The sequence below is a fragment of the Paenibacillus sp. FSL R5-0517 genome, assembly GCF_037974355.1.
GTDB lineage: Bacteria > Bacillota > Bacilli > Paenibacillales > Paenibacillaceae > Paenibacillus.
Window position 1 is genome coordinate 3677472 of record NZ_CP150235.1, and the last position, 26342, is coordinate 3703813.

Consider the following 26342-nt stretch of genomic DNA (forward strand, 5'->3'; position numbering starts at 1 on the left):
TATTTATCATAATAAACAAAAGATAAATATACAACACATTGACCATTATTTATCTGGTTGATAATTAACTTTAACTAAAGGAGAGATTTTAGATGAAAACGATAGCGATTGTTGGAGCAGGAGCAGGTTTAGGGATGTCCATTGCAAAGAAATTCGGACAAAATGGATTCCGCGTAGCGCTTATTGCACGAAATGAAGAAAAGTTGAACCAACTAGTTATTGAATTAGAACAATTGGGAATCGAAGCTGCTTCATTTCAAGCGGACATATTAAATAAAGAACAAATTGAGATGGCATTTGCTGCTATTAAAGAGAAATACGGATTTATTGATGTTCTTGAATACAGTCCAACGCCGAGCTTTGACTCAGTAGCGCCAACACTAGATGTAACTGAAGAAAATGCATTATACCAATTTCAATATAATGTTTTAGGTGCTTTATCAAGTGTTAAACAAGTGCTTCCGGATATGTTGGATAAGCAAAGCGGTGCTCTGTTATTTACAACGGGAGGTGCTTCAGTACACCCGGTACCGATGATGGGTAATGTCGGCATTGCAATTTCAGGACTTCGTAATTATATCTTTAATTTGAACAGCGAACTAGCTGACAAAGGAGTTTATGCAGGTCACCTTTCGATCGGAATTTGGATGCAGCCAAATTCAGGAGTTCAAGATAAAATCGCTGATATTTGGTACGACATGTACAGCAAAAGAGACAGAGTAGAAGAGTTTATAACTGAAGATAAAGTCTAAGCTGAATAATTTATATTAGAGGAGACACAGGAAAGAATATGAATATCACTGTTTTTGGTGCAACTGGTGCAATTGGACAGCTTGTGACCCAACAAGCATTAGATCACGGAGATTTCGTTACGGCATACGTTAGAAACCCCCAAAAAATCAGCCTCAAACATCCAAATTTGAGTCTTGTACAAGGGGAACTTTCGAATAGCTCAACCATCGAGAAAGCCGTTGCCGAATCCGATGTCGTAATCAGCACATTGGGGCCAGCCTCCGATATGTCACGAAAGCTTAAAGGCACGCCGATTGCTGACGGACACGAACTGATAATTAAGGCTATGAAGAAACATAACAAAAAAAGGTTCATTACACTTGCGACGCCAGCTTTGCAATCAGATGACGATAAGAAAAACATGTCCACGATACTTCCAGGTGTATTAGCCAAAGTTCTCCTTCCGAACGGTTATGCAGAAATGAAGAAAATAGAAGGAATAATTAAAACATCGAATATGGATTGGACAGTCGTTCGAATTATTAACCCCAATGTTAAATACACAGGGCAGTCTTATGACTATTCATTTGGAGATCAATCGGCTAAAATGTCTGTTTCCAGAGAAAATGTTGCCAAATTCATGTATTCTGCTGCTCGTGACAACCAATTGATTAGAAAAATGCCTATTATTTATAACAAATAAACTCAATAAAAATGAAGTATTCACCGATTAAGGTGGTTAGTGAGGGAGAATTCAAAATGAAAATCGAGATATGGTCGGATTATGTTTGTCCATTTTGTTATATTGGTAAACGACGATTAGAGTCTGCACTGGAGCAATTCGCTCATCCAAATGAAGTGGTCATTGAATATAGAAGCTTTGAACTTAATCCGCAAACATCCATGTACTCAGGCAAAAGTATGCATCAAATTCTTTCTGAGAAACATGGTATGAGTATCGAGCAAGCGAAAAAGGCACATGCTGAACTTGAAAAACAAGCAGCAATGATGGGTCTCGTGTATAATATCGACCAAATACAGCCCACCAATACGTTTGATGCGCATCGTTTAACCCAATATGCCAAATCAGTGGGTAAAGATCAGGAATTAGCAGAGAAGTTGTTCTATTCTTATTATACGGACGCCAAGCTAATTAGTGATTATGATACATTAGCAGATATTGCAGAATCAGTTGGAATGAACAGAGATGAGTCCATGGCAGTTCTCCATGACCCCTCCAAATATGCTAGCGAAGTGCGTTCAGATGAAGCTACAGCAAAACAATTAGGGATTACAGGAGCACCTTTCTTTGTCATTGATAGAAAATACGCGATATCCGGCGCACAACCAACAGAGGTATTTTTAAAAGCTCTTAACCAAGCATCTCAATAAATAAATCCAGGTATTGGTAAGACAAAGATACTATGAAAGCATTATCGAGAGAGCAATCACAATGTATTTTAGAACAGCGTGTAGATAGTCAGTTCAAGCGAAATAGGCAAAATCATAAACCGCCCAAACTCCTTATTGGAATTGGACGGTTTTTTCTTTTCGTCATCAAATAATATTTGCTTCTCAATCGTGTATGCGATATATTGCATATAAGATTAATTGTAATGAGGATGAAAACCATGCCAATTCCCAAAGATTTTGCCTTACCCGCCCGTATGTCTGCAAAAGAAAGAGCGTTTTCTCAGATTCAGCGATGGATTATTGATGGAACACTGCAACCAGGTGAAAAGCTTATGGATGCGGAATTGGCTGAATCGCTTGGAGTCAGCCGGACACCGATTCGGGAGGCATTTCAGTTGCTCGAAGTTCAAGGCCTCGTGTCTATGCATCCAGGAAAAGAAACAAAAGTAACGAATATTGAGAAAAACGATATTTTCAAGATGTACTCAACGATGGCTGCTCTTCAGGCTTTAGCTGCTGAAATCACCGCCCAAATTATTGTTTCAGAACAGATCGAGAAACTAAGATCCATAAATTTGGAATTTGCTAGTTCCATTAAAAATGGACAAGTTTATCAGGCTATGGAGGTGGATGAGCAATTTCATAACTATATTGTGGAGCTCTCAGATAATCCTTATGTAGCCACATTTAATGCCTCTCTACAGATTCATATTAGGCGATTTAAGTATGTGTTTTTAAAACAACCCATCACGGCTACACTAGCTTCAGTGGAAGAGCATGATTTGATTATTAAAGCTTTTGAAGGCAAAAATAGCGATGATGCTCACATACTAATGAAACAAAATTTTATCCGACCGATGCAGGAACTGTACGAAATACTTTGAAATGAGGAATAAAAAACATGGAGAATAAAAAAGATCTTCGTATTCGAAGCAAGGTAATCAGTGAAGGTGCTAACCGTGTACCGAACAGAGCCATGCTGCGTGCAGTTGGTTTTCAGGATGATGATTTTAAAAAGCCAATGATTGGAATAGCGAGTACGTGGAGTGAGGTAACGCCGTGTAATATGCACATCAATGATTTGGCGGTACAAGCTAAGCAGGGCGCACGTGATAACGGCGGTGCTCCACTGATTTTTAATACGATTACCGTTTCGGATGGAATTTCGATGGGGCACGGCGGGATGTTGTTCTCGCTGCCAAGTCGGGAAGCTATCGCTGATTCGATTGAAATTGTGACCGGAGCGGAGCGATTTGACGGCGTTGTTGCAATCGGTGGCTGTGACAAGAATACACCCGCATGTCTGATGGCTATTGGACGCATGAACATTCCTTCCGTTTATGTATATGGGGGAACCATTCAACCAGGTAATCTCGACGGCAAAAAAGTGGATATCGTTTCCGCTTTTGAAGCCGTTGGTCAATATCAAGATGGCAAAATAACAGATGAACAGTTGCATAAAGTAGAATGCAGTGTTTGCCCAGGTCCAGGCGCTTGCGGAGGCATGTATACCGCTAATACGATGGCAGCCGCTGCAGAAGCAATGGGGATGTGTTTACCTGGTTCTTCTTCGACATCAGCCATTTCAGCGGATAAAGCATCGGAATGCGAAGCAGCCGGTAAGCAGGTCATCTCACTGCTTGAACAAGAGATTTATCCAAGAGACATTATGACGAAGAAAGCATTTGAGAATGCGATCACTGTTGTTATGGCTCTGGGGGGATCAACTAACGCATTTCTCCATCTGCTAGCTATTGCGCACTCGGTAGAAGTCGATTTAACTTTGGATGATTTTGAGCACATTCGCCTGCGTGTTCCTCATTTGGCGGATCTGAAGCCAAGTGGTCAATATGTAATGCAGGACTTGAACGATATCGGTGGCGTTTCAGGGGTAATGAAGCTATTGCTTGCTGAGGGATTACTTCATGGGGATTGCCTCACGGTAACAGGCAAAACGTTGGCGGAGAATTTAGCGGAAGCTGCTCCACTTCCGAATGATCAAGAGATTATACGTCCGCTCGATAATCCGCTGAAGCCAGATGGACCATTAGTTGTGCTTCGCGGAAACCTCGCTCCTGAAGGCGCTGTTGCAAAAATGTCAGGTATGAAGATACAACAGTTCTCTGGCCCAACTAAGGTGTATGATAGCGAAGATGAGGCGACAGTAGCGATTATGAATGATGAAATTAAAGAAGGCGATGTCGTGGTCATACGTTACTGTGGTCCGAAGGGTGGACCAGGTATGCCAGAGATGCTTTCCGTAACAGCACTCATCGTAGGCAAAGGACTCGGTGGGAAAGTTGCTCTCATTACAGATGGTCGATTCTCGGGTGGCTCGCATGGATTTGTAGTCGGCCATGTATCACCTGAAGCACAGGTAGGTGGACCGATCGCTTTGCTCCAAAATGGGGATATGATCACCATTAACAGTGACATCCAGGAGATGAAGGTTGAGGTGTCAGAAGAAGAGTTAGCCGCTCGAGCGGAAGCGTGGGTACAACCTCCGCTGAAAGTAAAATCTGGTGTACTGGGCAAATATGCCAAATTAGTTTCATCTGCTTCCAAAGGGGCAGTAACCGATTCGATGGATTAAACCAAATATAATCGATAAATTTTAATGATTGCTTTTTCAAAGTCGCTCCGCTATGCGGGGCGACTTTTTGTTGCTCTCTATCACATGAACGATATATAGATATTGCGATTGAAAAAAGAGTTAATTTCTATGTGGGAATTGTATATTTTATCGGGGGAAGACCTTTAGTATGTGTATAGGAAAAAACTAGCGGGGAGTGTAGAATTACATCATATATTGTAAGCGCTTGCTTTAATTGCTGAGAGAGGGTACGATGCATTCAATGAATTAACTCAACCCCGTAATTCTATTATTCCAATACCAAAGGAGATGCCTTATGAATCAACAACAACTACCTAAGCCTCACCAGCCGCTCGTAACCCACATCTTCACTGCTGACCCGTCCGCCCATGTCTACGAGGGCAAAATCTACATCTATCCTTCCCATGACCTCGATCATGATGAGCCGAGCAACGATAACGGCGACCAGTATAAAATGGAAGACTACCATGTTCTCTCAATGGACAACTTCGATTCCCCGGTGGTCGATCACGGTGAAGCACTGCATCTGAGAGATATTCCATGGGCCTCCAAGCAGCTCTGGGCACCGGACGCCGCTTACAAGAACAATACCTATTACCTGTTCTTCCCGGCACGGGACCATGACGGCATCTTCCGTCTGGGTGTGGCAACATCAGAGTCTCCGGCAGGCCCGTTCACGCCGCAGCCGAATTATATGGAAGGCAGCTTCAGTATCGATCCGGCCGTATTGGTGGATGACGACAATCAGTCATACATCTATTTCGGCGGACTCTGGGGTGGCCAGCTGGAGAAGTGGCAGACTGGCAGCTTCGTGCCAGATGCAGAAGGACCGGCTCCTGACCAGCCGGCGCTTGGACCGCAAGTTGCCGTGCTTAGCGACGACATGCTGTCCTTCCAGGGCAAGCCTGCTGAGATATCAATTGTCGATGAAGACGGGAATCCGATTCTGGCGGGGGATGAGGACCGGAGATATTTTGAAGGACCGTGGATGCATAAATATAACGGATATTACTACCTGTCTTACTCTACAGGCACCACACATAAGCTCGTATATGCGATCGGCAAGAATCCGATGGGACCATTCACGTTCAAGGGCGAGATTCTATCTCCGGTTATCGGCTGGACAACACACCACTCCATTGTGCAAGTTGAAGACAAGTGGTATTTGTTCTATCACGACAGCTCCCTGTCGGAAGGGGTCAACCACAAGCGGTGCGTTAAATATTCCGAGCTGAAATACAACGAAGACGGAACGATTCAGAAGATCAATCCTTATCCGGACGGTGAGTAAGCTGGCCGGTTAGCGGAAACAGATACAAATCAAGATAAGGCATAACATGAGGCAGCTCCTGACGGAGCTGCTTTTTTGATAGGAGGATCAATTGTGTCTCAAACGTAATTCTTAACTCCTGATCATGTTTAGGCTGCTTAAACTCGTTACATTGAATTTTAACCCAGGTTTGTAATCTACTATCTTTTTGCACTTTATAAACAAACCGACCTTATTCCGATTTAAGTAGAATGTAAGGTCGGTTTGTTTGTTTTAATGAAGGGACATTACTAACTGTCAATAATGCTCTTGATATTTTTAATTGTTGCAAAGTGCATGGCTTCATGGTAAATCAGAAAACTCAGTAATTGTTCTACATTTGTAAAGGTAAGTCCTGTAGAAGACTTGTAATGGGGATTGATTTCTTCTTTCAATTTGCCTGAAAGTATCGTTTCAACCCTTTCAATTTGTTCAGTTAACAAGTCGATTAGCTGTGCCATCGTTGGAGGCTCTATATTCCAGTCAGACGGTTTAGTTCCTGGATCAAACAACTTGCTAAAATGAGCAGGATATTTGGTTTCTTCCCCAGAAAGTTGGAACGCGAACTTCTCATGTATTACATACATGTGGCCTAGATTCCATTTTATATTGTTTTTCAAACCAGTTGGAATGATTTCCGAGGCAGAGTCAACTATATCCCTCACATAATCAACTGTCTGACGGCGAACAAATCCCAATTGATCAGCGACAAAATTGCTCATGATATTGACCTCCTATTAAAACAATTTTGTGTCAGTTAGCAGAGTTGCTTTTGGAAACATGAGTTGAGACCCGTTGTGACAGATTTGCCAACGTACGTTCAAAAAAGGATTCATCATTAAGAGCTCTACTCAGAATTAATCCCCCTTGAATACTGGCAATGGTTTCCTCTGAAATTTGGTCAGCAGTCTCTTTAGAGATACCTGTTTGAACTAGTGCCGCGCTGAAGGCTTCAATCCATCTTATAAAATATTGCCGAATGACAGCAGCGAATCGATCTCTTGTTTCGTCCAATGCGAATGCACCAATAAGGCATATACGCTGACCGGATTGAAAATAAGTATCGACCTCTTGCCACATATGTTCAATGGCTGCCCGGGGTTCATTCTTTTCGAGCGGTTCAAAAATGTTCTTGATAAACCATTGATCAATATGGGCAAGAATTTCAGCAGCCATCTCATCTTTTCCACCCGGAAAGAAATAATACAAGCTTCCTTTAGATAGACGAGTACGGGCTGTAATTTTACTCAAAGATGCGCCCTCATAACCTAATTCACGAAATACCTCAGCAACGAGAGGGATGACATCCGCTTTTTCAAAAACAGTACGAGTCATAGGTTTAACTCACTTAGGCTTGGGTGATCAGCGGGGCGCGTGCCGAGAGGCCAATGAAATTTACGTTCCTCTTCCTTAATCGGCATGTCATTAATCGAGGCAAATCTGCGCTGCATCAAGCCGTCCTCAGCAAATTCCCAATTCTCGTTTCCATACGATCTGAACCAATTGCCACTATCATCACGCCATTCATATGCAAATCTAACGGCAATACGGTTATCCGTAAATGACCAAAGTTCCTTGATCAGGCGGTATTCCAGTTCTTTGGCCCATTTCCGAGTTAGTAAAGATACAATTTCTTGGCGGCCTGTTATAAATTCGCTCCGATTTCTCCAATAACAATCCTCAGTATACACAAGTGAGACGCGCTGAGGATCTCGGCTATTCCAGCTGTCTTCAGCCATACGCGTTTTTTGGATTGCTGTCTCAAGAGTGAATGGGGGAGTTAAATTATTCATTAGATTTCCTCGCTTTCTAAACTGTTTGTATCAGTATAAACCGATCGGTTTATAAGTGCAAGTTTACATCCGAAATTCAATACAAATTTCGAATCGGTTCAGATTCATAATGTACCAAGTAGCCGTCAATCTTATGCGTAGTGGCTCTTTTGGTGTATTACCAATGATCACGAGAGTGTTCATTCTTCATATGCATATCCTATGAAAATTTTGAACAAGCAGGACGCTCTCCTCTATAGTAGGCGTTCTGCTTGTTCTTTCATTTTGTTCTTTTGGCTAAATGATCAGTCGAATTAACTTTAATCTTGCAAAAATTCGATCAATGCTGCATTAAATTGTTCAGAATGGGTCGCATTGAAACCGTGTGGTCCACCTTCAACAACGACCAGACGGCTGCCAGGGATGGATTCATGAGTACGTTGTCCGCTCACCTCCAAAGGCACGATGGCATCGGAATCACCATGGATAACCAGTGTAGGAATGTTGAACTTCTCCAGATCCTGACGGAAATCCGTAAGGGCAAAGGCAGCAATACAATCCAGTGTGCCTTTAGGTGAAGCCAGAGCTGCAATATCACGGTTATAAATACGGAATGGTTCGCTCACAAGATCTGTGCGGTCTCCAGCAGCGAAAAAGTTGCTTGTAAAACCATCCAGGAATGCTAGCCGATCCGCTTTTACCCCGTTTTGGAACTCTGCAATCGTTGCATCATCCAATCCGCCTTCAGGATTGTCTTCGGTTATATAGAGATAGGGAGGGACCGCTCCCGCAAATACGGCTTTAGAAACGCGTTCTGTCCCGTAGGTTCCCACATAACGTGCAACTTCGCCGCCACCCATGGAGAATCCGACTAATGTGGCATCACGCAGATCAAGGTGAAGTATCAATTTATGCAAATCCGAAGCAAATGAATCATAGTCATAACCATCCCAAGGTTGAGAAGACTGACCGAATCCACGACGGTCATATGTGATAACACGGTAGCCTGCTTCAATTAGGGCAGGAACTTGCTTCTCCCAGGATCGCCCACTCAAAGGCCAGCCATGAATCAGAATAATTGGTTTTCCCGCACCATGATCTTCATAATAGAGTTCAATTGCTTGTTCATTCTCAGCGCCTACATTCACTTTTGTCATGGAAAATACCTCCATTAGTTGTTATATTTTTGTTTATACACAAGCTATTTGGATCAGACATACGAAAGGGGACTTGTTCATGAATCGCCTCACTCTCTATACCGTTTGTTTTATTATAAACCGATCGGTTTATAATTGCAAGTTCATATCTTAGTGTGGGTACTCAGTTGAGTTACCACGATAATTGAGAATCTGAGATGTTAACGCTTCAATTTATTGAATCCATTATTTAATAAAGGAGTGTATTAATATCGATATTCAATTACGTTTAACTGTCAAAGAGAATATTGAACAACGAATTGAAGAGCAAAAAAAAGAGGCTGATCAAATGGACAAGTGGTTGATCACTTATTTCAACATATCCAATAGCCTTACTTACAAATCATCTGCTTTTAAAATCTGTACTATTAGAGGGAACAGCAACAAGTTCGAAATCTCGAGTTTCAGTTTGTAACTCGAGATTTCGAACTTGTTTTTTTGGTGTTCATCTTGAATGAAGGAAATCAAGTCCGTGCATAACGTAAGGAATAGCCGATTTTATATATTCTTCTGGTGGCACAGTGTTATTGTGTTGCCAATCAACTGAAGCCCCGAAAATTCCCCAACTTAACATGACTGCTGCAATTCTCAGTGATTCATCGCTGTCTGTGGAATGTTGTTTTAATAACATTTGGTAAAATAAAAGTTCTAGTTCTTTTTGTATTATGACTTCAATTGTTGTCTTAAAAGTCTCGAAGCCGCTTCGACACTGTTTTGATAAATCCACTTGAAAATTTATGATGGACAGGAAAACATTTATGATCGTTGTTTGATTTAGCTCTCTATACTCAACGATTTCATTATACACAGTGGTCATGAATCCCTCTTTTATTACTTTTTCCAATAAATCATATTTATCAATGAAGTGATAATAGAAGGTGGCACGATTTACTGTTGCTTCTTCCGTAATATCATGGATGGTGATATCCTTAAATTCTTTGTTCTTTAAAACGTGAATAAATCCATCCATGATTAATCTACGTGTTCGAATAATACGTGGATCTATTTTTGTTTCAGCCATAAGAAATCTCCTTTTCTTTTTACTATTTTCTATACATATTCGCTTATTTGTCGGATATCCGACATCGGTTTAAAACTGTTGGTTGAACAATATTTGAATAATAATATAATTCAATTATACAACATGTGTTGTAAAAACAATAGGTGATAAAAAAGCGAGGTGTTTACAGCTAAATATAAGTGACTTGGAATTTAACAAGTTAACTCGCAAATAGATGGAAGCTTGAGATATTAAAAATTATTATTTTGGAGGTTATCCTTATGACAAGTGTATTATTCATCAAAGCTAACAACAGACCAGCAGAACAAGCTGTGAGCGTTCAAATGTACGATACTTTTCTGAAAACATACAAGGAGCGCAATCCGCAGGACACCATCATAGAACTCGACCTTTACAGTGCGGAGCTGCCGTATTACGGCAATGAGACCATCTCGGGACTTTATAAGAATGCTCAGGGATTGGAAGCCACTGCGGAAGAACGGCTGGCTGCGGAAATCGCGAACCGTTACTTGGACGAATTCCTGTCCGTGGACAAAGTCGTTTTCGCATTCCCTTTATGGAACTTAACAGTTCCGGCCCCTCTCATCACTTATCTTTCCTATTTGTTGCAAGCAGGGAAAACGTTCAGATACACGGCAGAAGGGCAACCCGAAGGGCTGATTGGGGACAAAAAATTTGCTCTTCTCAATGCGCGCGGCAGTGACTTCTCATCGGAAGAAGTGGCCCCGTTGGACATGGGTTTAAACTACGTCAAGAATATAATCGGATTATTGTTTGGTATTAAAAATCCAGAGAGCGTCGTTATTGAAGGACATGCTAAATATCGGGACCAAGCTGCGGAGATTATCGAATCCGGATTGAAAAAAACGGCTGAACTGGCGGCAAGATTCTAAAAAAGCAAGCACACGAAAGAGGCGGAAGGAATTAAAAGTTAGAGATTTGGGCAGACATCGGCTGCCCCTTTTGTTATATCGGTAAACGCTATTTAACTCAATCTGCTAGCATAAAGGGGCTTAACGATATGAAAAATGTAATTTTCCAAGGCACAATAGAACATTCGGGATTTGTAGTACCCAATATTGAAGTAGCAGTTGAATTCTTCACTAACATTTTGGGTTTTGAAGTCTTGTTCCGGCCAAAAGGAATGCAATTTGAAGACGATAGTTTAAAGAGGTGCTTCGGGGTTCACGAGAATTCCGTTGTGGAAGGGGCAGCATTTTTACAATACGGGGGTAGAAAGATTGAATTGGTTCAATGGTCGACGCCAGATCAACAGAATGTTCACCTAAAACCCAGTGATATCGGTGTAGCTCATCTAGCTATTACAGTTACCAATTTAGAAGAGGCTTTGAAGTATTTCGCAGAACAGTCTGATGTTAAAGTTAGAGAGCTGAGCCCTCTTGGATTTTTCTATATAACAACTTCATGGGGGATGGAGATTCAAATAATGAAACAGATGCCAGGCACAGAAAGTATTCTTGAACACTCTTAACTATAAGTTCCACTAACTCTGGAAGAAGCAGTACTTTCGCTGGCGTCTCAAGAGGTACGTGTGTCGGTGCTTCATCTTTCAGCAACAGGTCATGGCGGTGGTGAACACAATTTTATTAAGAAGCTAATTCACTTCGCACGTGATAAAGGTGTTTCAGCGTATACAGGCAACGGGACTAACCGTTGGGCGTCTGGTAGCAAGAGTTGTTTGTGACCATGCTGGAGCTCTTCAAGCGCATCGACAATTTGGTTCAGCGGAATATATGCCATGACAATCACTTCCTAGCATTAGTTCTCATCAAAGAATACAAGTAAGAATGTTCCTAACTAACAAAGACGCTGAACTCGCCGAAAAATTAGAGGAGTGATTTATTTGACACGCCAAACGGGCAAAAGCGGAGAAATCGGTCACACAGGATTTACGGATGCCAATGTACCTGACCAGTCGGGCAAATGCTTCATCGTCACCGGGGCCAATACTGGAATTGGCTTCGAAGTATCGCAAGTACTGGCAGCGCGAGGTGCACGGGTGCTGCTGGCCTGCCGCAACGAAACGAAGGCCAAAGAAGCCATGGATCGGATTCGGATGAAGACCCCCGGAGCTGACCTAGCTTTCCTGCCGCTCGACCTGGCGGACCTGGAGAGTGTGCGGAGTGCAGCCGAATTGGCTTCCAAGGAGCCGCGCGTCGATGTATTGATCAACAATGCCGGCGTACAGGGTTCGAAGCTGAGGCATACAGTGCAAGGCTTCGAGCTGACGTTCGGTGTCAATCACCTCGGTTGCTTCGCGCTCACCACACTGTTGCTGCCCAAGCTCATGGAAACGCCTGGGTCGCGCATCGTCGTCACAAGTAGCGGTCAACACAAAGACGCGAAAATCGAATGGGACGATCTTAATGCAGAAAAGAGCTACAAATGGCTCCCACGCTATGGCGCGAGTAAGCTCGCGAATATGCTCTTCGTCTTCGAGTTGGACCGGCGGCTACGGGCTGCGGGATCACCTGTAACAGTCGTGGCCTGTCACCCGGGCCTTGTGGGAACGGACCTTGGACGCGATAACATGGCTGGCAAAGTGATGATGCCGTTGATCGGCCTATTCTTTGCCAAACCTGCCATGGGTGCCTGGGGCGCGTTGCACGCAGCCTCAGGGAAGATAAAGCCAGGCGGCTATTACGGACCGTCAGGATTAGGCGAGTTGCGGGGACCTTCCCGCGAATGCTCCTGCTCCGAGCAGGCGCGAGATCCGAAGCTTGCCAAGCAACTGTGGGATATATCCGTCGACATGACAGGGATCGATCCCGGCTTGCCTCCTGTAAACTGAAAGTGCACTTTTGTTTATAACAAGAAAAAGTTCTCCTATGGCGTCATCCACGGGACGAACCGATTCCTGGTACCGGTGTTGGAATTGAGGGAGCTTTCGAGCAAACGGATGGGAATTGTCATGGAGCAGGTGGTGCGTCATACCTCCTCACTGGGACTTGGCACCTGCTGGCCAGGAGGCACATTTAACTCTTCGGCAAAATGATGGGGGCTCGAGAGAAGGAATAACATTCGCGCAATCGGCTATCCGAAGGACGTTCTGGTTCATGGGACAAGAACACGCTCCCATTGAAGTCGCTATTTTAGCGGCTTTTTTTATTTTACCGATTACCGTATTGGACAAGAGCCTGTTCCAATTCATGATTAGATATATATCTAATTTAAATATTACGGATTAGATTAGAGTAGCCTCCCCCTTTTTAAAGCTAAACGATATCATTTGCTAAATGGAAGTGTACATTATGAAGAAAATAAAAATAGAAGAAGGAATTTACCTCGAAATGATTTACTTCGGCGAAGTCTGCGCGACCTCCAGTCATTGCTGATTAATATCCAAAAGTTCCAATACTGTGATTGGATCAATTTTGTTAGCTATGGCAATTGTATGGTACGTTTTTGGATCACTGAGGCTCATATCTCATCCTAGAATGCTTGTTGCATGGCGGACGTTAGATATAAAGCAAAGAAATTGAGTCTCCTAGGTATACCCTAGACCTTTTTTTTAAATTTGTCTCTCCGGAGACATTAAATGCCTAAACATAAGTCCCAGCTTTAAGAGCAGCAGATGATCGGTATTCTTTAAATCCAGATTCAGCAGCCCCGAAATTTTCTCCAGTCTGTACAGTACGGTGTTGCGATGGATATATAACTCACGTGCAGTTTCATTCACTTGACCGTTGTTGGCGAAATAGGCTTCAAGTGTGTGCATCATCTCGCTGGTGTATTCCTCTTCTTTGTCCAGTAGAGGACGGAATAAATAAGAGCAATACCTGATCATGACCTCCTGTGGAATATGTTTGAAGAGATAAATAAATTCCAGGTCAGCAAACATGACAATCGGTTCGCTTAAACCAAGCTCCGTACTGATTCTCTCAGCATCCCCGCACTCCCGGAAGCCGTCGATGAACTCCTCCATTCCCGTTCTTACTTTACTGATAAAACATGTCCTTGTTCCGTGGTCCCATGAATGCATCAAATCCGCATACAAACGTACCGAATCCTCATACTTCCTTCGATCCTTGGCCTCTTCTTCTAGAAGGGGGAAGAGTGAATATATGCGATTCATCACATAAAAATGATGGGATTCCAAGGAGGACGTTTTGGGATGATCCTGAAGCCTATTCTGAATCTCCCTCAGTTTGCGCCTCTGAATTTCATGGTCCCAAGCATCCGCTCTTGAGGAAGATACCATGCATACGTAAGGCGTGCTCCAAAATGTGCTGCCCAATGCTTCGGCAAATTCAAGCACCGTTTTTAAAGAGGCGTTCCCCTTTAAGTAACGTTCCATGGCCGTGCCAAGACGACTACCTGCTGCAGTTGCCTCCTGATTCTGGATGACCTCCAGATGATAGGAAAGAATAACGGCAGCTTGGTGAAAAATGCCCTCCATTTCATGTGCTTCGAGCAGGTTTTCAGTTTGTATCAGCAAGTAGCCGTATGACTTTCCGTTTTTCAGCAGGGGCACCCGATACAATAAGTTGCTCGCCGACTTGTAAAACCGATTGTCCTGATTCCAGGGCCAATCGCTCAATAGCTCCATATCGGAACAGCGGGTCATATTATACAAGGTCTGTCCTTCAGAGGTAACAATGGCTAAAGGAACCCCTAAAATGCTTGTGATACTTTGAAAATAATTGGTGTACTCATCCGCCTGCATCGCAAAATCAACCAGCTTCTTCTGTGTTTCAAGCAATTCATTCAGCCGGCGCGTATCGCGTTGGAACTCGGATTGGTAGAGAGCAGTGATCTGCTCGGAAAAGGTGAATTGAAAAGGCAGCTCAATTAGGGGCAGGCCCAGCCGATCAGCTTCCAGCAGGGCTATCTCTGGTATTTCGGCCCAATATCGACCAAGCTTGATGCCAAGTCCGGAGGCCCCACGTTCATTCAGCTTTTGCAGCAAATTAACAAATTCCTCGGGTGAATCCCTAATCGCATACGCTGTAGTCAACAAGAGTTCCCCTTCTTTCATCCAGTTGATCACATCCGGCGCATCCATCAAATTGATGGAGCTAATCGTTCGAGAAATTCCTTTTTTACCGGCTGCCAACTTGCCTTCCGATAACGGGTACACCGCCAACGCATCTTCTATCGTCAATTGCATGTCAATTCATCCTCCTAAAAGATACATATCTGAATCAGGTACCGGACACCATGTAACTTTTTAAGCAATTATATAGGGGCTTGTCGAATTTCTGCAATCCCTTTTGTTATATATATGTAATATAAATTAACACAAAACATCAAATGTTCTGTTTTTGAACCAACGTAAAGCGTATACCATTAGATAAAAAACCAAAATTGTGTCAGGAATATTTACACCCATATTTTTTGGCTATATGATAGGACACAACTTCAAAGAGAAGAGGGGATTCAGATGCAGCTCACCCAAAATCAACAGGCAGCGGCCCAAAAGGACAGTCGTTCCATGCTTGTAATCGATGATGTCGGCAAAATCTACCCCAATGGCACTGTAGCTGTGCAGCATGCGAATCTGCATGTGGGGGAAGGAGAATTCCTATGTTTTGTCGGTCCTTCCGGTTGCGGGAAATCTACCATTTTCAATATGATTGCCGGTTTGACGGAACCGACCTCCGGTCATCTGACCGTGCTGGGTACTTCCCCAAAGGAAGCACGCAAACAGAATGAAATTGCCTTTGTATTTCAGGAGCATACCCTGCTCCCGTGGGCCAAGCTGATTGATAATGTCACCATGCCTCTTACTTTGCGTGGTGTATCCAAAAAGGAGCGGATTACCGAAGGGGAGCGGGTTCTAGAGTTGGTAGGCCTGAAGGATTATATGAAAGTGCTGCCCCGTGAGTTGTCAGGCGGAATGAAGATGAGAGTATCTATTGCACGAGCGTTGATATCTCGTCCCAAGCTGCTGTTAATGGACGAACCGTTTGGCGCGCTTGATGAAATTACCAGGCAGACGCTGCAGAATGAACTGCTAAATATTTGGGAACAGGACAAGAAGATGTCGGTTCTGTTCATTACGCATAACGTGTTCGAAAGTGTGTTCCTATCAACAAAAGTCGTGGTGATGACGCCTCGTCCCGGTAAAATTTCGGATTTCATTGATATTCCGTTTGCCTATCCGAGGGATGATGAATTCCGGACCCAACCTGAATTCGGTGAATATGTACGCAGCGTGTCCAATGTACTGAATCATTGATAGCCAGAAATGAGAGGAGAGGGAAGCAACATGGAAGAGATGGTAGCTAATCCAGCCGTTGAAACGACACCAGGTATCCGAGCTTCCGGGAAGGACAATGCCCGCAGCCATCATCCGGCAGAAGAGAGCCCAATCATTGGACTGCTGAAAAAAATTCTGCCGCCAATCGTCGTGTTTGTCCTGTTTATCGGTGGATGGGAATTAATCGTGCGGATACTCGGAATGCCCCCATATATCTTGCCCAAGCCATCCGATATTGCCGCAGCCGCTGCTGAGAACAGCGCGAATCTGATTACGTCGGTAAGCACAACCATTGTTGAGGCGTTGATCGGTTTTACGATCAGTGTCGTGCTCGGTATTTCATTGGCCATTCTACTGGCCCTGTCCAAAACGGTAGAAAAAAGCGTATATCCTTATGCTATTATCCTACAGACTATTCCGGTCGTTGCGGTAGCGCCAATTATAGTGATCTGGTTCGGAGCGGGAATAAATGCCATTGTGATCATTTCATTCTTAATCAGCTTTTTCCCGATTTTATCAAATACGCTGATCGGATTGAATTCAACGGATCAGAACATGAAGAATTTATTCTATTTGTATAATGCAAGCAAGCTACAAACCATTTGGAGGCTGAGATTTCCAGCGGCACTTCCATACATTATGGCAGGACTGAAAATTTCATGCTCCAGTTCGGTTGTCGGAGCGATCGTGGGTGAATACATTGCAGGCATTGGTGGCGGACAAGGCGGACTCGGTTACGGGATTACTGTTGCGGCAACCCGTCTGCAAACGCCTTATCTGTTCGCCTGCGGTTTAGCGGCATCTGCCCTAGGAATCGCATTTTTCCTGATCATCAACATGGTGTCGAACAAACTTTTGAAGTCCTGGCATGAATCAGCAATGAAATGATACCAGAACCGGGGGAGAAGATCCAACATGTCCAAACATCATATGAACTTTCGTTACAAGAAATGGCTGCTGTCGGCTGCTTCTTTGATCCTACTGCTTCTAAGCGCATGCTCCAATTCCTCCGCTCTAGAATCCGCCGCCTCGGCGGGAGGGGAAGCGGGAACAGATTTGAAACAGGTGAAACTGATCGAGGGCTGGTACGCCAAAGGGGAAGATGGAGGCTATTTTGCGGCATTGCAGCAGAACTTTTATAAGGACAAGGGCATAGACATGACGATTCAGCCAGGAGGCCCCGAGGTGTCAACCATGCAGCTTGTCGCTGCAGGCAAAGCTGAATTCGGTATCTCGTATGCGGATGAAATTCTGAAGGCGCGGGAACAGGGAATCCCTGTTGTCGGTATCCTTGCCGGTTTCCAAAGCACACCGCAGGTTCTGATGTACCACAAGGGGGAGAACATTCAGGATTTCGCAGACCTGAACGGCAAAACCGTATACATCGGTACAGCGGTGCCTTACTGGGAATATATCAAGAGCCAATACAATCTGACAGATGTAAAAGAAATGAAGTATAACGGGCAGCTGGTCAATTTTATCAATGATCCCAGTTCGCTCAATCAGGGTTACATCACGAATGAGCCTTACGCACTTTCTCAGCAGGGGGTTGAGGTGGACTATCTGAAAATCGCCGATTCCGGTTATGCGAACTATGCAGACGTTCTTTTTACGACGGAAGATTACCTTAAAGAGCACCCTGATGTTGTTGAAGCTGTGGTGCAGGCAAGTCAGAAAGGTTGGAGCTATTATCTGGACAACTATGAAAAGGTAAACCCGTTTATCCAAACCTACAATCCCGATATGACGGTAGAAGCAATGAATTATGAAGCAGTGCAGGAAAAACCCTTTATTCTTAACAAGGATTCCGAAGCAAATGGTGTTGGTTATATGACAAAGGAACGCTGGAGCACCTTGCAGGATCAGATGATCAAGGGCGGAGGATTAACGAAATCACTAGATGTTACCCAGGCGTTTACAACGGAGTATCTGATGAAGCCATAGACCTGAACCAAAAGTAATGTGAAGCTTCAAATCAGAAATTTCAGAAAAAATGAGGGGACTTAATATGTTCAAACTTGGAAATCGAAAGAGCTATTGGCAAGTGTCCGAAACGCTGGTGGATCTGAGGCGAACGCAAAAGTACGGCAAGTCAGTAACCCTCCCTGCACAGCCGCAGGAAGTCATATTTGATCTCGACCATACGGCAGTTATTGTCATCGATATGCAGAATGATTTCTGTACACCGGGTGGATGGCTGGATTCCATTGGGGTCGATACCTCTCCACTCCTTAACCCGGTCAGCCGGCTGAACCGACTGATGCCCGAGCTGCGCAAAGCGGGAGTGCCTGTGATATGGGTGAACTGGGGCAATCGGGAAGACCGAATGAACGTGCCGCCATCCGTGCTTCATGTATACAATTCGGATGGGCGAGGCAACGGCATCGGGGACCCGCTGCCGGGGAACGGCTCCAAGGTGCTGGAGAAAGGCAGTTGGGGAACGGCCATTGTCGATGGTCTGGATTCGTCCCCCGATGATATCTATGTGGATAAATATCGCATGAGCGGGTTCTGGGATACACCACTGGACAGTATTCTACGCAATCTCAATATTCAAACAGTGTTGTTTGCCGGGGTAAATCTCGATCAGTGTGTCATGCATACACTGCAGGACGCGGCTTGTCTCGGATATGACGGCATACTTCTGGAGGATTGCTCGGCAACAAGCTCCCCGGATTTCTGCATAGAAGCGACATTGTACAATATCAAGCAATGTTATGGCTTCGTTACGGATTCCACATGGTTGGTACAAGAGCTGAGCGAGGGAGCGACTCCTATAGAGAGGAATACCTCGGAAGAGCTGGCATCGTTAGAAGGCTGAGCGGAAGGATGGGATGAAGAAATGAATGACCAATGGAACTCCATTGTCAACCAGGTGATCGTTGAACCGACAGGACAGGGTAGGCTGAACGGACTCAGCTATATGGTCAAGGATGTATATGCCGTCCGTGGCAATACAAATGGCGCGGGTAATCCGTGTTGGCTCCAGACGCATGGACCCGAGGCGGAACACGCGGAAACGCTCAACCTGTTATTGCAGCAAGGAGCAAGGCTAACGGGCATGACGCATACGGATGAGCTGATGTTCAGCTTGAATGGTGAAAATGTTCATTATGGAACACCAGTGAATCCAAGGGCTCCCGATCGCATCCCTGGCGGTTCATCGAGCGGATCGGCGGTTGCTGTCGCCGCTGGGCTTACTGACTTCTCCCTTGGAACGGATACGGGAGGATCGGTCCGTGTGCCATCTTCGTACTGTGGAATTTATGGAATGCGTCCATCGCATGGCCTTGTCTCCGCGAAAGGCGTTATCCCACTCGCTCCCAGCTTCGACACCGTCGGCTGGATGGCACGTGATCTCGAGACGCTGTGCCGGGTAGGAGAAGTGCTTTTGCCGCAGACAGACTCGGGTACAGGCTTCAGCCGGGTGCTCATCGGTGAGGATGCGTGGGAGCTTGCTGACACGGAGAGCAAAGAGGCACTTACCCCTTACCTGAAGTTGCTTTGCGGCATGGCTGCGAGCCATGAAACTGTTCGCATCGCCCCGCAGGGTCTACCAGAATGGATGACCATGTTCAGGACGATCCAGGGTTATGAAATATGGCAGGAGCACGGGGCCTGGATTGAACGTGAGCAGCCGACCTTCGGACCAGATACGGCCGGGCGATTCTCCTGGGCAAGCACCGTTGAACGTGCCGATCAGGAGAAGGCAGCCAAACGCCGGGTTGAGGTGTGCAAGCACATGGCTGACCTGCTCAGAACGGATACGGTGCTTGTGATTCCGACGACGACTGGAGCGGCCCCGAAGTTGGGCTTGGGTGGGCCTTTAATTGAAGAACGAAGAGTGAAAACGATGCGTTTAACCTGCATTTCCGGCTTGTCGGGTCTGCCGCAACTTACGATTCCGGCTGCGGAGGTACTGGGCTGCCCGGTCGGTATTTCGATCATTGCCGGTCCGGGACAAGATCAACGTCTGCTGGAATGGGCCACATCCTTTCTTTCAGCAGTACATTCTGAAGTAAAAGGATAAGAGCATCATTCGATATATGAACATGAAGCTACGCGTAAAAACAATAAAGCCTCAGGAGAAAGGGTGTCTGTTATGTTTCAACGATATGAAGGAACAGCGTGGGAGGAGCGATTTTTGCCCCGTCTTACAAGCAAACAGGTTCAAGAACTGCCGAAGGATAAGGCGCTGATTATTCTCCCAGTCGGAGCTGTGGAGCAGCATGGCCCCCATCTGCCTGTATATACGGACACTTTGATTGGGGAAGCGACATTATCACAAACGCTGGAGCGGGTGCGGGCGGATAAGGAAATCTGGCTGCTGCCTCCGGTCTCGTATGGCAAAAGCAATGAACATATCGGACTTCCGGGCACGATTTCCTTATCTGCGAGCACACTGCATGCCATCATGCTGGACATTGCAGAAAGTCTGAAGGCTAGTGGTTTTCGCAAGTTACTGTTGTTTAACACCCATGGCGGCAACGCGGATTTGCTAAATACGGTATCACGAGAAATACGGATCAGAACGGGGATGATGGTTTTCTATCTCAGTCCCGGCAGTCTGAATGTGGCAGAGGATCTCCTGTCTTCCGAGGAGCTGGAATACGGTATTCATGGTGGCGATTATGAGACCTCTCTCGTGATGTCCATCAAACCGGACTGGGTGAACAAGGAGTTCCTCGTCAAAGAACTTCCTGATATGTCCTCTTACCGCTTTCTTACATTAGAAGGGAAAATTCGTTTCGCCTGGAAGATGGCTGATATCTCCGCTACCGGCATTGCTGGTGATGCTACGACGGCCACGCCTGAGAAAGGTAGCATTATTCAGGATAGAATCTCAACGATTTTGTCAGAGGCGCTGGAGGAACTGTGTGATTTTGAAATCACCGATGTCCGCGGGACTGAACCGGTTCAGCAGCCAGCAGGAAGCACTCTGTGAAGCTCGTCAGTCTGAAACACGGCGATGGTGAACAGGCCGCGATTGAACATGCGGAACGATTCTTTCTTCTAGAGGAGATCAATAGGGCGGAAGGAAGCTCATGGGGCACCTCCGTTATGGAGATCTTGCAGCAAAGCCAGCTAGAGGAGCTAATCCAGTGGTATCAGAAGCACGGGGATAGAGCAGTTTCATCAATACCTTTCATACCTTCAAAAGAAGCCACAGCTGCTCCTCTCTTCCGCCACCCTCGTAAAATATGGGGAATTGGCATGAATTATGTGCAAAAAGCGATCGATCTCGCATCTACTCCTCCAGAGCGTGAGCCAGTCTGCTTCATGAAGCCGGACTCAAGCCTGATCGGGCCGGAAGAGTATATCCAGCTGACGGCTCAGGATGTGAATGTGACATCAGAAGCAGAGCTTGGCATTATCATCGGCCGAACCTGCAAAAATGTGCCGGAAGAACGTGCGCAGGAGGTCATTGCAGGTTTTGCCGCAACGCTGGATATGACTAACCAGGACATTCACGCACGGAACCCGAGATTCCTGCAGCGATCCAAGGTATTCGATACATTCTTCAGTCTTGGACCACAACTAATAACACCTGATGAAATAAGTGATCTGCAGAGCCTCGTCGTTGAAACGGTGTTGAATGATGAGGTTATTCATAGCAATACGGTGTCTCGCATGATGTATCATCCATGGTTCATTGTCTCGTATTTTTCACAGATGATGACTCTCTATCCGGGTGATGTGATCATGACAGGCACACCCGGGTCCGTCCGGATTCAGCAAGGAGATGTGGCCGAGTGTAGAATCAGTGGCTTTATGACGCTTCGAAATCCGGTAGGGGAAGTCGTACAAATCATCAGTAATTTTCCTTGGGGAGTGGTAATGAGATGAACAAGTACAGACAAAAGGGAACTGTCGTTTTACTCGCAGCAATATTTTCCTTATCCACATTGCTCGCGGCTTGCGGGAATCAGCCAACGGCTGAGAATGCCTCTGCTGCAGGGGGAAGCGAGGAACTCACGGCAATTACACAGGTGACGAACTGGTTTGCACAAGCAGAGCATGGGGGACTGTATGCGGCAAAGGAACAAGGATATTACAATGAGGCTGGTCTCGATATGACCATCCAGGCAGGTGGGCCGCAGGTGTCTCCAACACAGATTGTGGCTTCAGGCAAGGCGCAGTTCGGACTGGCAACAGCGGATCAATTGCTGGTCGCTCGTGAAGAAGGAATCCCTCTTGTAGCGATTGCAACGATATTCCAGAAAAGCCCGCAGGGACTTATGGTTCATGCCAATCAGAACCTGTCCTCCCTGGCCGATTTGAACAACCGCTCCGTATACGTGGGGACAGGCTCGGTGTTTTGGGATTTTGTGAAGAGTAAGTACCAATTGGGTAACGTGAAGGAATTGGCTTATACCGGTTCTTTGGCTCCTTTTGTAGCCGATGAAACGGTTGCCATTCAGGGATATGTAACCAGTGAGCCGTACGAGATGAAGCAGCAGAATGTAGACATTGATTTCCTGCTACTGGCGGATGCCGGTTATAACCCGTATTCCAATGTGCTGTTCACCACGGAGCAGTATATCCAGGATCATCCTGATATTGTGCGTGGTTATGTCGAGGCTTCGATGAAGGGCTGGGATTATTACAAAACCAATTATGATACCGTGAATGACGTCATTTTAAAGGAAAACCCTGATTTTACGAAAGAAAAGCTGAACTATGCCGCAGAAGCGCTTATCCCGTTTGTATATGAAGGTGATGCGGCGACACATGGTGTTGGCTACATGACAGAGGAACGCTGGACGGAGCTCGGAAAGCAGCTTAAGGAGATTGGGGCATTGAAAGAGGAGCCTGATGTCAGCAAAGTATTTACGGATGAGTTCTTGCCGAATTCCTAAGAGATTCCTTTAATGAGATCAGTATTACAACATACGGGAGGGGAACCGAATGAATGAACATTGGATAGCCGTATTGAAAGAACGCATGGATCCGGAATTGCTGCATTGGGAGGAGGCGGCGCTTGCCAAATATTCGATGGATTATCATCACTTCTCTCCTGTGCTGGCCAGTCAGCTGCAGGGTAAGGTCGCCGAGTGCATCGCCAGTCCGCGCACCGAGGAAGAACTTGACGATCTGCTCTCCATAGCAGCAGAGCTGGGAGTTCCGCTAACCATCAGGGGGAACGGCACCGGCAACTATGGCCAATGTGTTCCGGTCACAGGCGGAATCGTCCTGAATCTGGCCAAATACAACAAGGTGCTCGAAATGGGAGAAGGCACGATGCGGATCCAGGCCGGGGCCAGACTCGGCAAAATGGAATCTACTGCCCGCAAGGCAGGTTACGAGCTGCGTACGATGCCTTCCACCTTTCAATCCGCGACGATCGGCGGTTTTTTATGCGGCGGTTTTGGCGGCATCGGTTCGATCAGCTGGGGAACGATCTGGGATGGGCTGGTACGTTCTCTAAAAATCAAGACTGTTGAGGTTCATCCCCGTACCATTGAGCTCCAGGGGGACGAAGTGCTGCCTTACCTGCATACTTACGGTACAATCGGCATTTTGTCCGAAGTGGAAATCAATCTGGCTCCCCGAGTGGAATGGATGCAATGGGCAGTGACCTTTGACCGTTTTGAACAGGCTTTTCGCTTCGGGCAGTCGGTAGCTGAGGACAATTCCTTGGTGAAACGGCTAATTTCCATCCATGAATGGCCGGTACCATCCTATTTTCTTCCGCTTGATCTCCCCGCTGACCATGCTGTCGCATTACTGGAAGTGGATACAGCCAACGAATCCCAGCTTGAACGTATCCTATCGGAGTATGGAGGGCACTTGGCTATGAAGGTCTCTGCCGAACAGTATCACAAAGGTGTAGGTGTCTCCGATTTCACATGGAATCATACAACTTTGTGGGCGCGCAAGGCAGATCCTGACTTGACTTACCTGCAGCTCAATTTTGACCCCTCTAGTGCCCTTGAGCAAATCTCATCAATGAAAAAGGAATATCCGGAAGTGATGAATCATATCGAGTTTGCCCGGCAAAACGGAAATTTGCTGATCTCCGGCTTGCCGCTGGTTCCCTTCACAACGGAGGAGAACCTGAATCAGCTGATGGAATGTTACGAGAAAAACCGCGTTATCGTCAACAATCCGCATACATGGGATTTGAAGGAAGGCGGGCGATCATACGCCCATGATCGATTGTGGGAAATTAAACATCGCAATGACCCGAAGGGAATTTTGAATCAGGAGAAATTAAAGCGTTCGGCAGTTAGCGGTATCTGATCAACGGGTGACGGAAAAATGGCGCAACCTGCAGCAGTTAACGTGCCATGCGGATTTTACTAGTCAATCCGTATCTACAGCAAAGGAGCGAGTTGCATGAAATTTGGAAATGTAGTCATCCGCCGAAAGGTCCCTTGCACGATGCGCGACGGCATAACGTTGTATTCAGATATATACCTGCCGGACGAGACAGGAGAATATCCTGTGCTGCTGATGCGCCAGCCCTACGGACGGTCGATTGCTTCTACCGTTACGCATGCCCACCCCGTCTGGTATGCAAGTAAGGGATATATCGTGGTAATCCAGGATGTCAGAGGGCGGGGCGAGTCGGAAGGCGAATTTAATCCGTTTGTTCAAGAAGCAGAGGACGGATTTGATACCATCGAATGGGCAGCCAGTCTGTCCGGCTCGACCGGGAACGTAGGCATGTACGGTTTCTCTTATCAAGGGCTAACACAATGGGCAGCAGCTTCCCTTCACCCTCCTGCGCTCAAGGCGATTGCACCGAGCATGTGTCCGGCAGACATGTATCATGGCTTGTTTTATCCACATGGCTCCTTCGCACTTGGCAACCATCTGCCGTGGGCTTTCCAACTGGCTCGTGACACGGCACAAAGAGCGGGTGACTTCGAAACGGCAGAGCAATGCTCACGACTCATGCGCAGCCCCGATGAGATGCTTTGGAAAATGCCATTGAATGAAAGACATCCAATTCTGGAGCAATACTTTCCCTCATTTTATGATTGGATCGATCATCAAGCGTACGATGAGTACTGGGAGCAGATGAACTGGATCAACGATATCGTAAAGGAACCCGTGCCGGCGCTTCATATTGGGGGATGGTATGACGGTTTCCTCATGGGCACGTTACAGTCGTTCGAAGCTCTGCAAGCTACGGCCACACCGGATTGCTTTCATCGGCTCATTGTCGGCCCGTGGGCCCATATTCCATGGGGGCGAAGAGCGGGCGGAATCGATCATGGCGAGCAGGCGGATGGTGGTCATCATCTGGAGCAGCTGCGCTGGTTTGATTATTGGCTGAAGGGCAAGGAAGACATGGAACTGTCTGGTGAACTGCCGATCCGATATTTTGACCAATTGAGTCATGAATGGCATACGGGAGAACAGCTGCCTTCTCTATATGAGGATGGGGCCTCTCCGTCCGAATGGTTTTATCTGTCCGGGTCACAGACCCCGGCGAATGGTGCGGCAGGAGGGGGGAGACTCGAAAAGCATAAGGAAGATGTAGAGGAAGCTGTGCCGGATGTATTCGTGTACGACTCACGTCTGCCGATGCGCCTGGACTCTTACCTGCCGTCCGACCGAGCTGCCATTCAGGAACGGCAAGAAATTCTGGTATATACGGGAGGACCGCTTGCAGAGGATATCCCGATTTTTGGGTCCCCGGAGTTATCCGTGCAGTACCAAACATTGGGAGGTCCGACGGATCTGGTAGCCATCCTCACCACCGTATCCGAGAAAGGGACGGCCCGGCTACTGAGTGTGGGTCGCACGGAAATCTGCAGTGACGGAGCAGATGCTTCTAATGAATGGAGAACAGCGCAGATCCGGCTGCGTCCCTTGGCGGCCACCCTTCCGGCTGGCTCGTATGTCCGGCTTGAGTTGACAGGCAGCGCCTTCCCGTTATTCGCCCGGCATCCAAACGGTGTTAGAGACGAGATGAACAGCACGGGAACAGGTGGGTTGAAAATTGCTACCACAGCTGTTCGCAGTACAGAACAGGACATATCCTGTTTGAGGCTACCGGTAAAAAGATAAAAAGCGAAGCATAAATTAAAATCAATCAAAGTGAGGTTG

General features: G+C 46.1%; 25 protein-coding genes. 19 read left to right on the forward strand and 6 right to left on the reverse strand.

All coding sequences use genetic code 11. From position 1 onward, the window contains the following. The first annotated feature begins 92 nt into the window (after positions 1–92). From MKX40_RS16195 to MKX40_RS16220, 6 genes are all read left to right on the forward strand, one after another. On the forward strand, positions 93–752 hold the full coding sequence (locus tag MKX40_RS16195) for an SDR family oxidoreductase (protein WP_339233940.1): 660 nt from the start codon (positions 93–95) through the stop codon (positions 750–752). 38 nt (positions 753–790) lie between these two features. Beyond that, positions 791–1435, forward strand: a complete 645-nt coding sequence (locus MKX40_RS16200; RefSeq protein ID WP_339233942.1) for an NAD(P)H-binding protein — start codon at positions 791–793, stop codon at positions 1433–1435. 56 nt (positions 1436–1491) lie between these two features. Next, a complete protein-coding gene (locus MKX40_RS16205) occupies positions 1492–2124 on the forward strand; it encodes a DsbA family oxidoreductase (RefSeq protein ID WP_339233945.1) in 633 nt (210 codons plus the stop codon). A 239-nt stretch (positions 2125–2363) separates the two neighbouring features. After that, positions 2364–3029, forward strand: a complete 666-nt coding sequence (locus tag MKX40_RS16210) for a GntR family transcriptional regulator (protein WP_339233947.1) — start codon at positions 2364–2366, stop codon at positions 3027–3029. Between the two features lie 17 nt (positions 3030–3046). Continuing rightward, entirely contained in the window at positions 3047–4738 is a 1692-nt protein-coding gene (gene ilvD, locus MKX40_RS16215; RefSeq protein ID WP_339233949.1) for a dihydroxy-acid dehydratase, read from the forward strand. A 316-nt stretch (positions 4739–5054) separates the two neighbouring features. Continuing rightward, complete coding sequence (locus tag MKX40_RS16220; RefSeq protein ID WP_339233951.1) at positions 5055–6050, forward strand: glycoside hydrolase family 43 protein; 996 nt, start codon at positions 5055–5057, stop codon at positions 6048–6050. Positions 6051–6319: 269 nt separating this feature from the next. Here the strand turns inward: MKX40_RS16220 and MKX40_RS16225 are convergent, their stop codons facing one another. From MKX40_RS16225 to MKX40_RS16245, 5 genes are all read right to left on the reverse strand, one after another. Beyond that, positions 6320–6790 carry a DinB family protein gene (locus MKX40_RS16225; protein WP_339233953.1) on the reverse strand — a complete coding sequence of 157 codons (471 nt, stop codon included), beginning with the start codon at positions 6788–6790 and terminating at the stop codon, positions 6320–6322. Positions 6791–6821: 31 nt separating this feature from the next. Then, the gene (locus MKX40_RS16230) at positions 6822–7403 is read right to left on the reverse strand and encodes a TetR/AcrR family transcriptional regulator (RefSeq protein WP_339233956.1); all 582 of its coding nucleotides are present in this window, start codon (positions 7401–7403) and stop codon (positions 6822–6824) included. Further along, positions 7400–7861: a nuclear transport factor 2 family protein gene (locus MKX40_RS16235; RefSeq protein ID WP_091020113.1), complete on the reverse strand. Its 462-nt coding sequence runs from the start codon at positions 7859–7861 to the stop codon at positions 7400–7402. The genes MKX40_RS16230 and MKX40_RS16235 overlap by 4 nt, the downstream gene beginning before the upstream one ends. A 299-nt stretch (positions 7862–8160) precedes the next feature. Next, positions 8161–8997, reverse strand: coding sequence for an alpha/beta hydrolase (locus MKX40_RS16240; RefSeq protein ID WP_339233959.1), 837 nt, complete (start codon positions 8995–8997; stop codon positions 8161–8163). Between the two features lie 484 nt (positions 8998–9481). Further along, a complete protein-coding gene (locus tag MKX40_RS16245; protein ID WP_339233961.1) occupies positions 9482–10057 on the reverse strand; it encodes a TetR/AcrR family transcriptional regulator in 576 nt (191 codons plus the stop codon). A 260-nt stretch (positions 10058–10317) separates the two neighbouring features. Here MKX40_RS16245 and MKX40_RS16250 point away from each other — a divergent pair, with 260 nt between their 5' ends. The 3 genes from MKX40_RS16250 to MKX40_RS16260 all read left to right on the forward strand — a co-directional run bounded on the left by MKX40_RS16250 (position 10318) and on the right by MKX40_RS16260 (position 12869). Further along, positions 10318–10950 (forward strand): FMN-dependent NADH-azoreductase, encoded by a 633-nt coding sequence (locus MKX40_RS16250; protein WP_339233964.1) that lies wholly within the window; start codon positions 10318–10320, stop codon positions 10948–10950. A 128-nt stretch (positions 10951–11078) separates the two neighbouring features. Beyond that, a complete protein-coding gene (locus MKX40_RS16255; RefSeq protein WP_339233967.1) occupies positions 11079–11549 on the forward strand; it encodes a VOC family protein in 471 nt (156 codons plus the stop codon). Positions 11550–11921: 372 nt separating this feature from the next. Beyond that, on the forward strand, positions 11922–12869 hold the full coding sequence (locus tag MKX40_RS16260) for an oxidoreductase (RefSeq protein WP_339233970.1): 948 nt from the start codon (positions 11922–11924) through the stop codon (positions 12867–12869). Between the two features lie 720 nt (positions 12870–13589). Here the strand turns inward: MKX40_RS16260 and MKX40_RS16265 are convergent. Next, entirely contained in the window at positions 13590–15188 is a 1599-nt protein-coding gene (locus tag MKX40_RS16265) for a PucR family transcriptional regulator (RefSeq protein ID WP_339233972.1), read from the reverse strand. 273 nt (positions 15189–15461) lie between these two features. Between MKX40_RS16265 and MKX40_RS16270 the strand changes: the two genes are divergently transcribed. The 10 genes from MKX40_RS16270 to MKX40_RS16315 all read left to right on the forward strand — a co-directional run bounded on the left by MKX40_RS16270 (position 15462) and on the right by MKX40_RS16315 (position 26303). Continuing rightward, positions 15462–16259: an ABC transporter ATP-binding protein gene (locus MKX40_RS16270; protein ID WP_110822780.1), complete on the forward strand. Its 798-nt coding sequence runs from the start codon at positions 15462–15464 to the stop codon at positions 16257–16259. Between the two features lie 30 nt (positions 16260–16289). Further along, positions 16290–17168, forward strand: a complete 879-nt coding sequence (locus MKX40_RS16275; protein ID WP_339233977.1) for an ABC transporter permease — start codon at positions 16290–16292, stop codon at positions 17166–17168. A 27-nt stretch (positions 17169–17195) separates the two neighbouring features. Then, entirely contained in the window at positions 17196–18224 is a 1029-nt protein-coding gene (locus MKX40_RS16280; protein ID WP_339233980.1) for an ABC transporter substrate-binding protein, read from the forward strand. A 64-nt stretch (positions 18225–18288) separates the two neighbouring features. Next, positions 18289–19101, forward strand: a complete 813-nt coding sequence (locus MKX40_RS16285; RefSeq protein ID WP_339233983.1) for a cysteine hydrolase family protein — start codon at positions 18289–18291, stop codon at positions 19099–19101. Positions 19102–19122: 21 nt separating this feature from the next. Further along, entirely contained in the window at positions 19123–20310 is a 1188-nt protein-coding gene (locus MKX40_RS16290) for an amidase (RefSeq protein ID WP_339233985.1), read from the forward strand. A gap of 72 nt (positions 20311–20382) precedes the next feature. Next, entirely contained in the window at positions 20383–21225 is an 843-nt protein-coding gene (locus tag MKX40_RS16295) for a creatininase family protein (protein WP_339233986.1), read from the forward strand. Further along, entirely contained in the window at positions 21222–22127 is a 906-nt protein-coding gene (locus tag MKX40_RS16300) for a fumarylacetoacetate hydrolase family protein (protein ID WP_339233988.1), read from the forward strand. The genes MKX40_RS16295 and MKX40_RS16300 overlap by 4 nt, the downstream gene beginning before the upstream one ends. After that, entirely contained in the window at positions 22124–23140 is a 1017-nt protein-coding gene (locus MKX40_RS16305; RefSeq protein ID WP_339233990.1) for an ABC transporter substrate-binding protein, read from the forward strand. The genes MKX40_RS16300 and MKX40_RS16305 overlap by 4 nt, the downstream gene beginning before the upstream one ends. A 49-nt stretch (positions 23141–23189) precedes the next feature. Next, positions 23190–24524, forward strand: a complete 1335-nt coding sequence (locus MKX40_RS16310) for an FAD-binding oxidoreductase (RefSeq protein WP_339233992.1) — start codon at positions 23190–23192, stop codon at positions 24522–24524. A 96-nt stretch (positions 24525–24620) separates the two neighbouring features. Then, the gene (locus MKX40_RS16315) at positions 24621–26303 is read left to right on the forward strand and encodes a CocE/NonD family hydrolase (protein ID WP_339233995.1); all 1683 of its coding nucleotides are present in this window, start codon (positions 24621–24623) and stop codon (positions 26301–26303) included. The last annotated feature ends 39 nt before the right edge of the window (positions 26304–26342 follow it).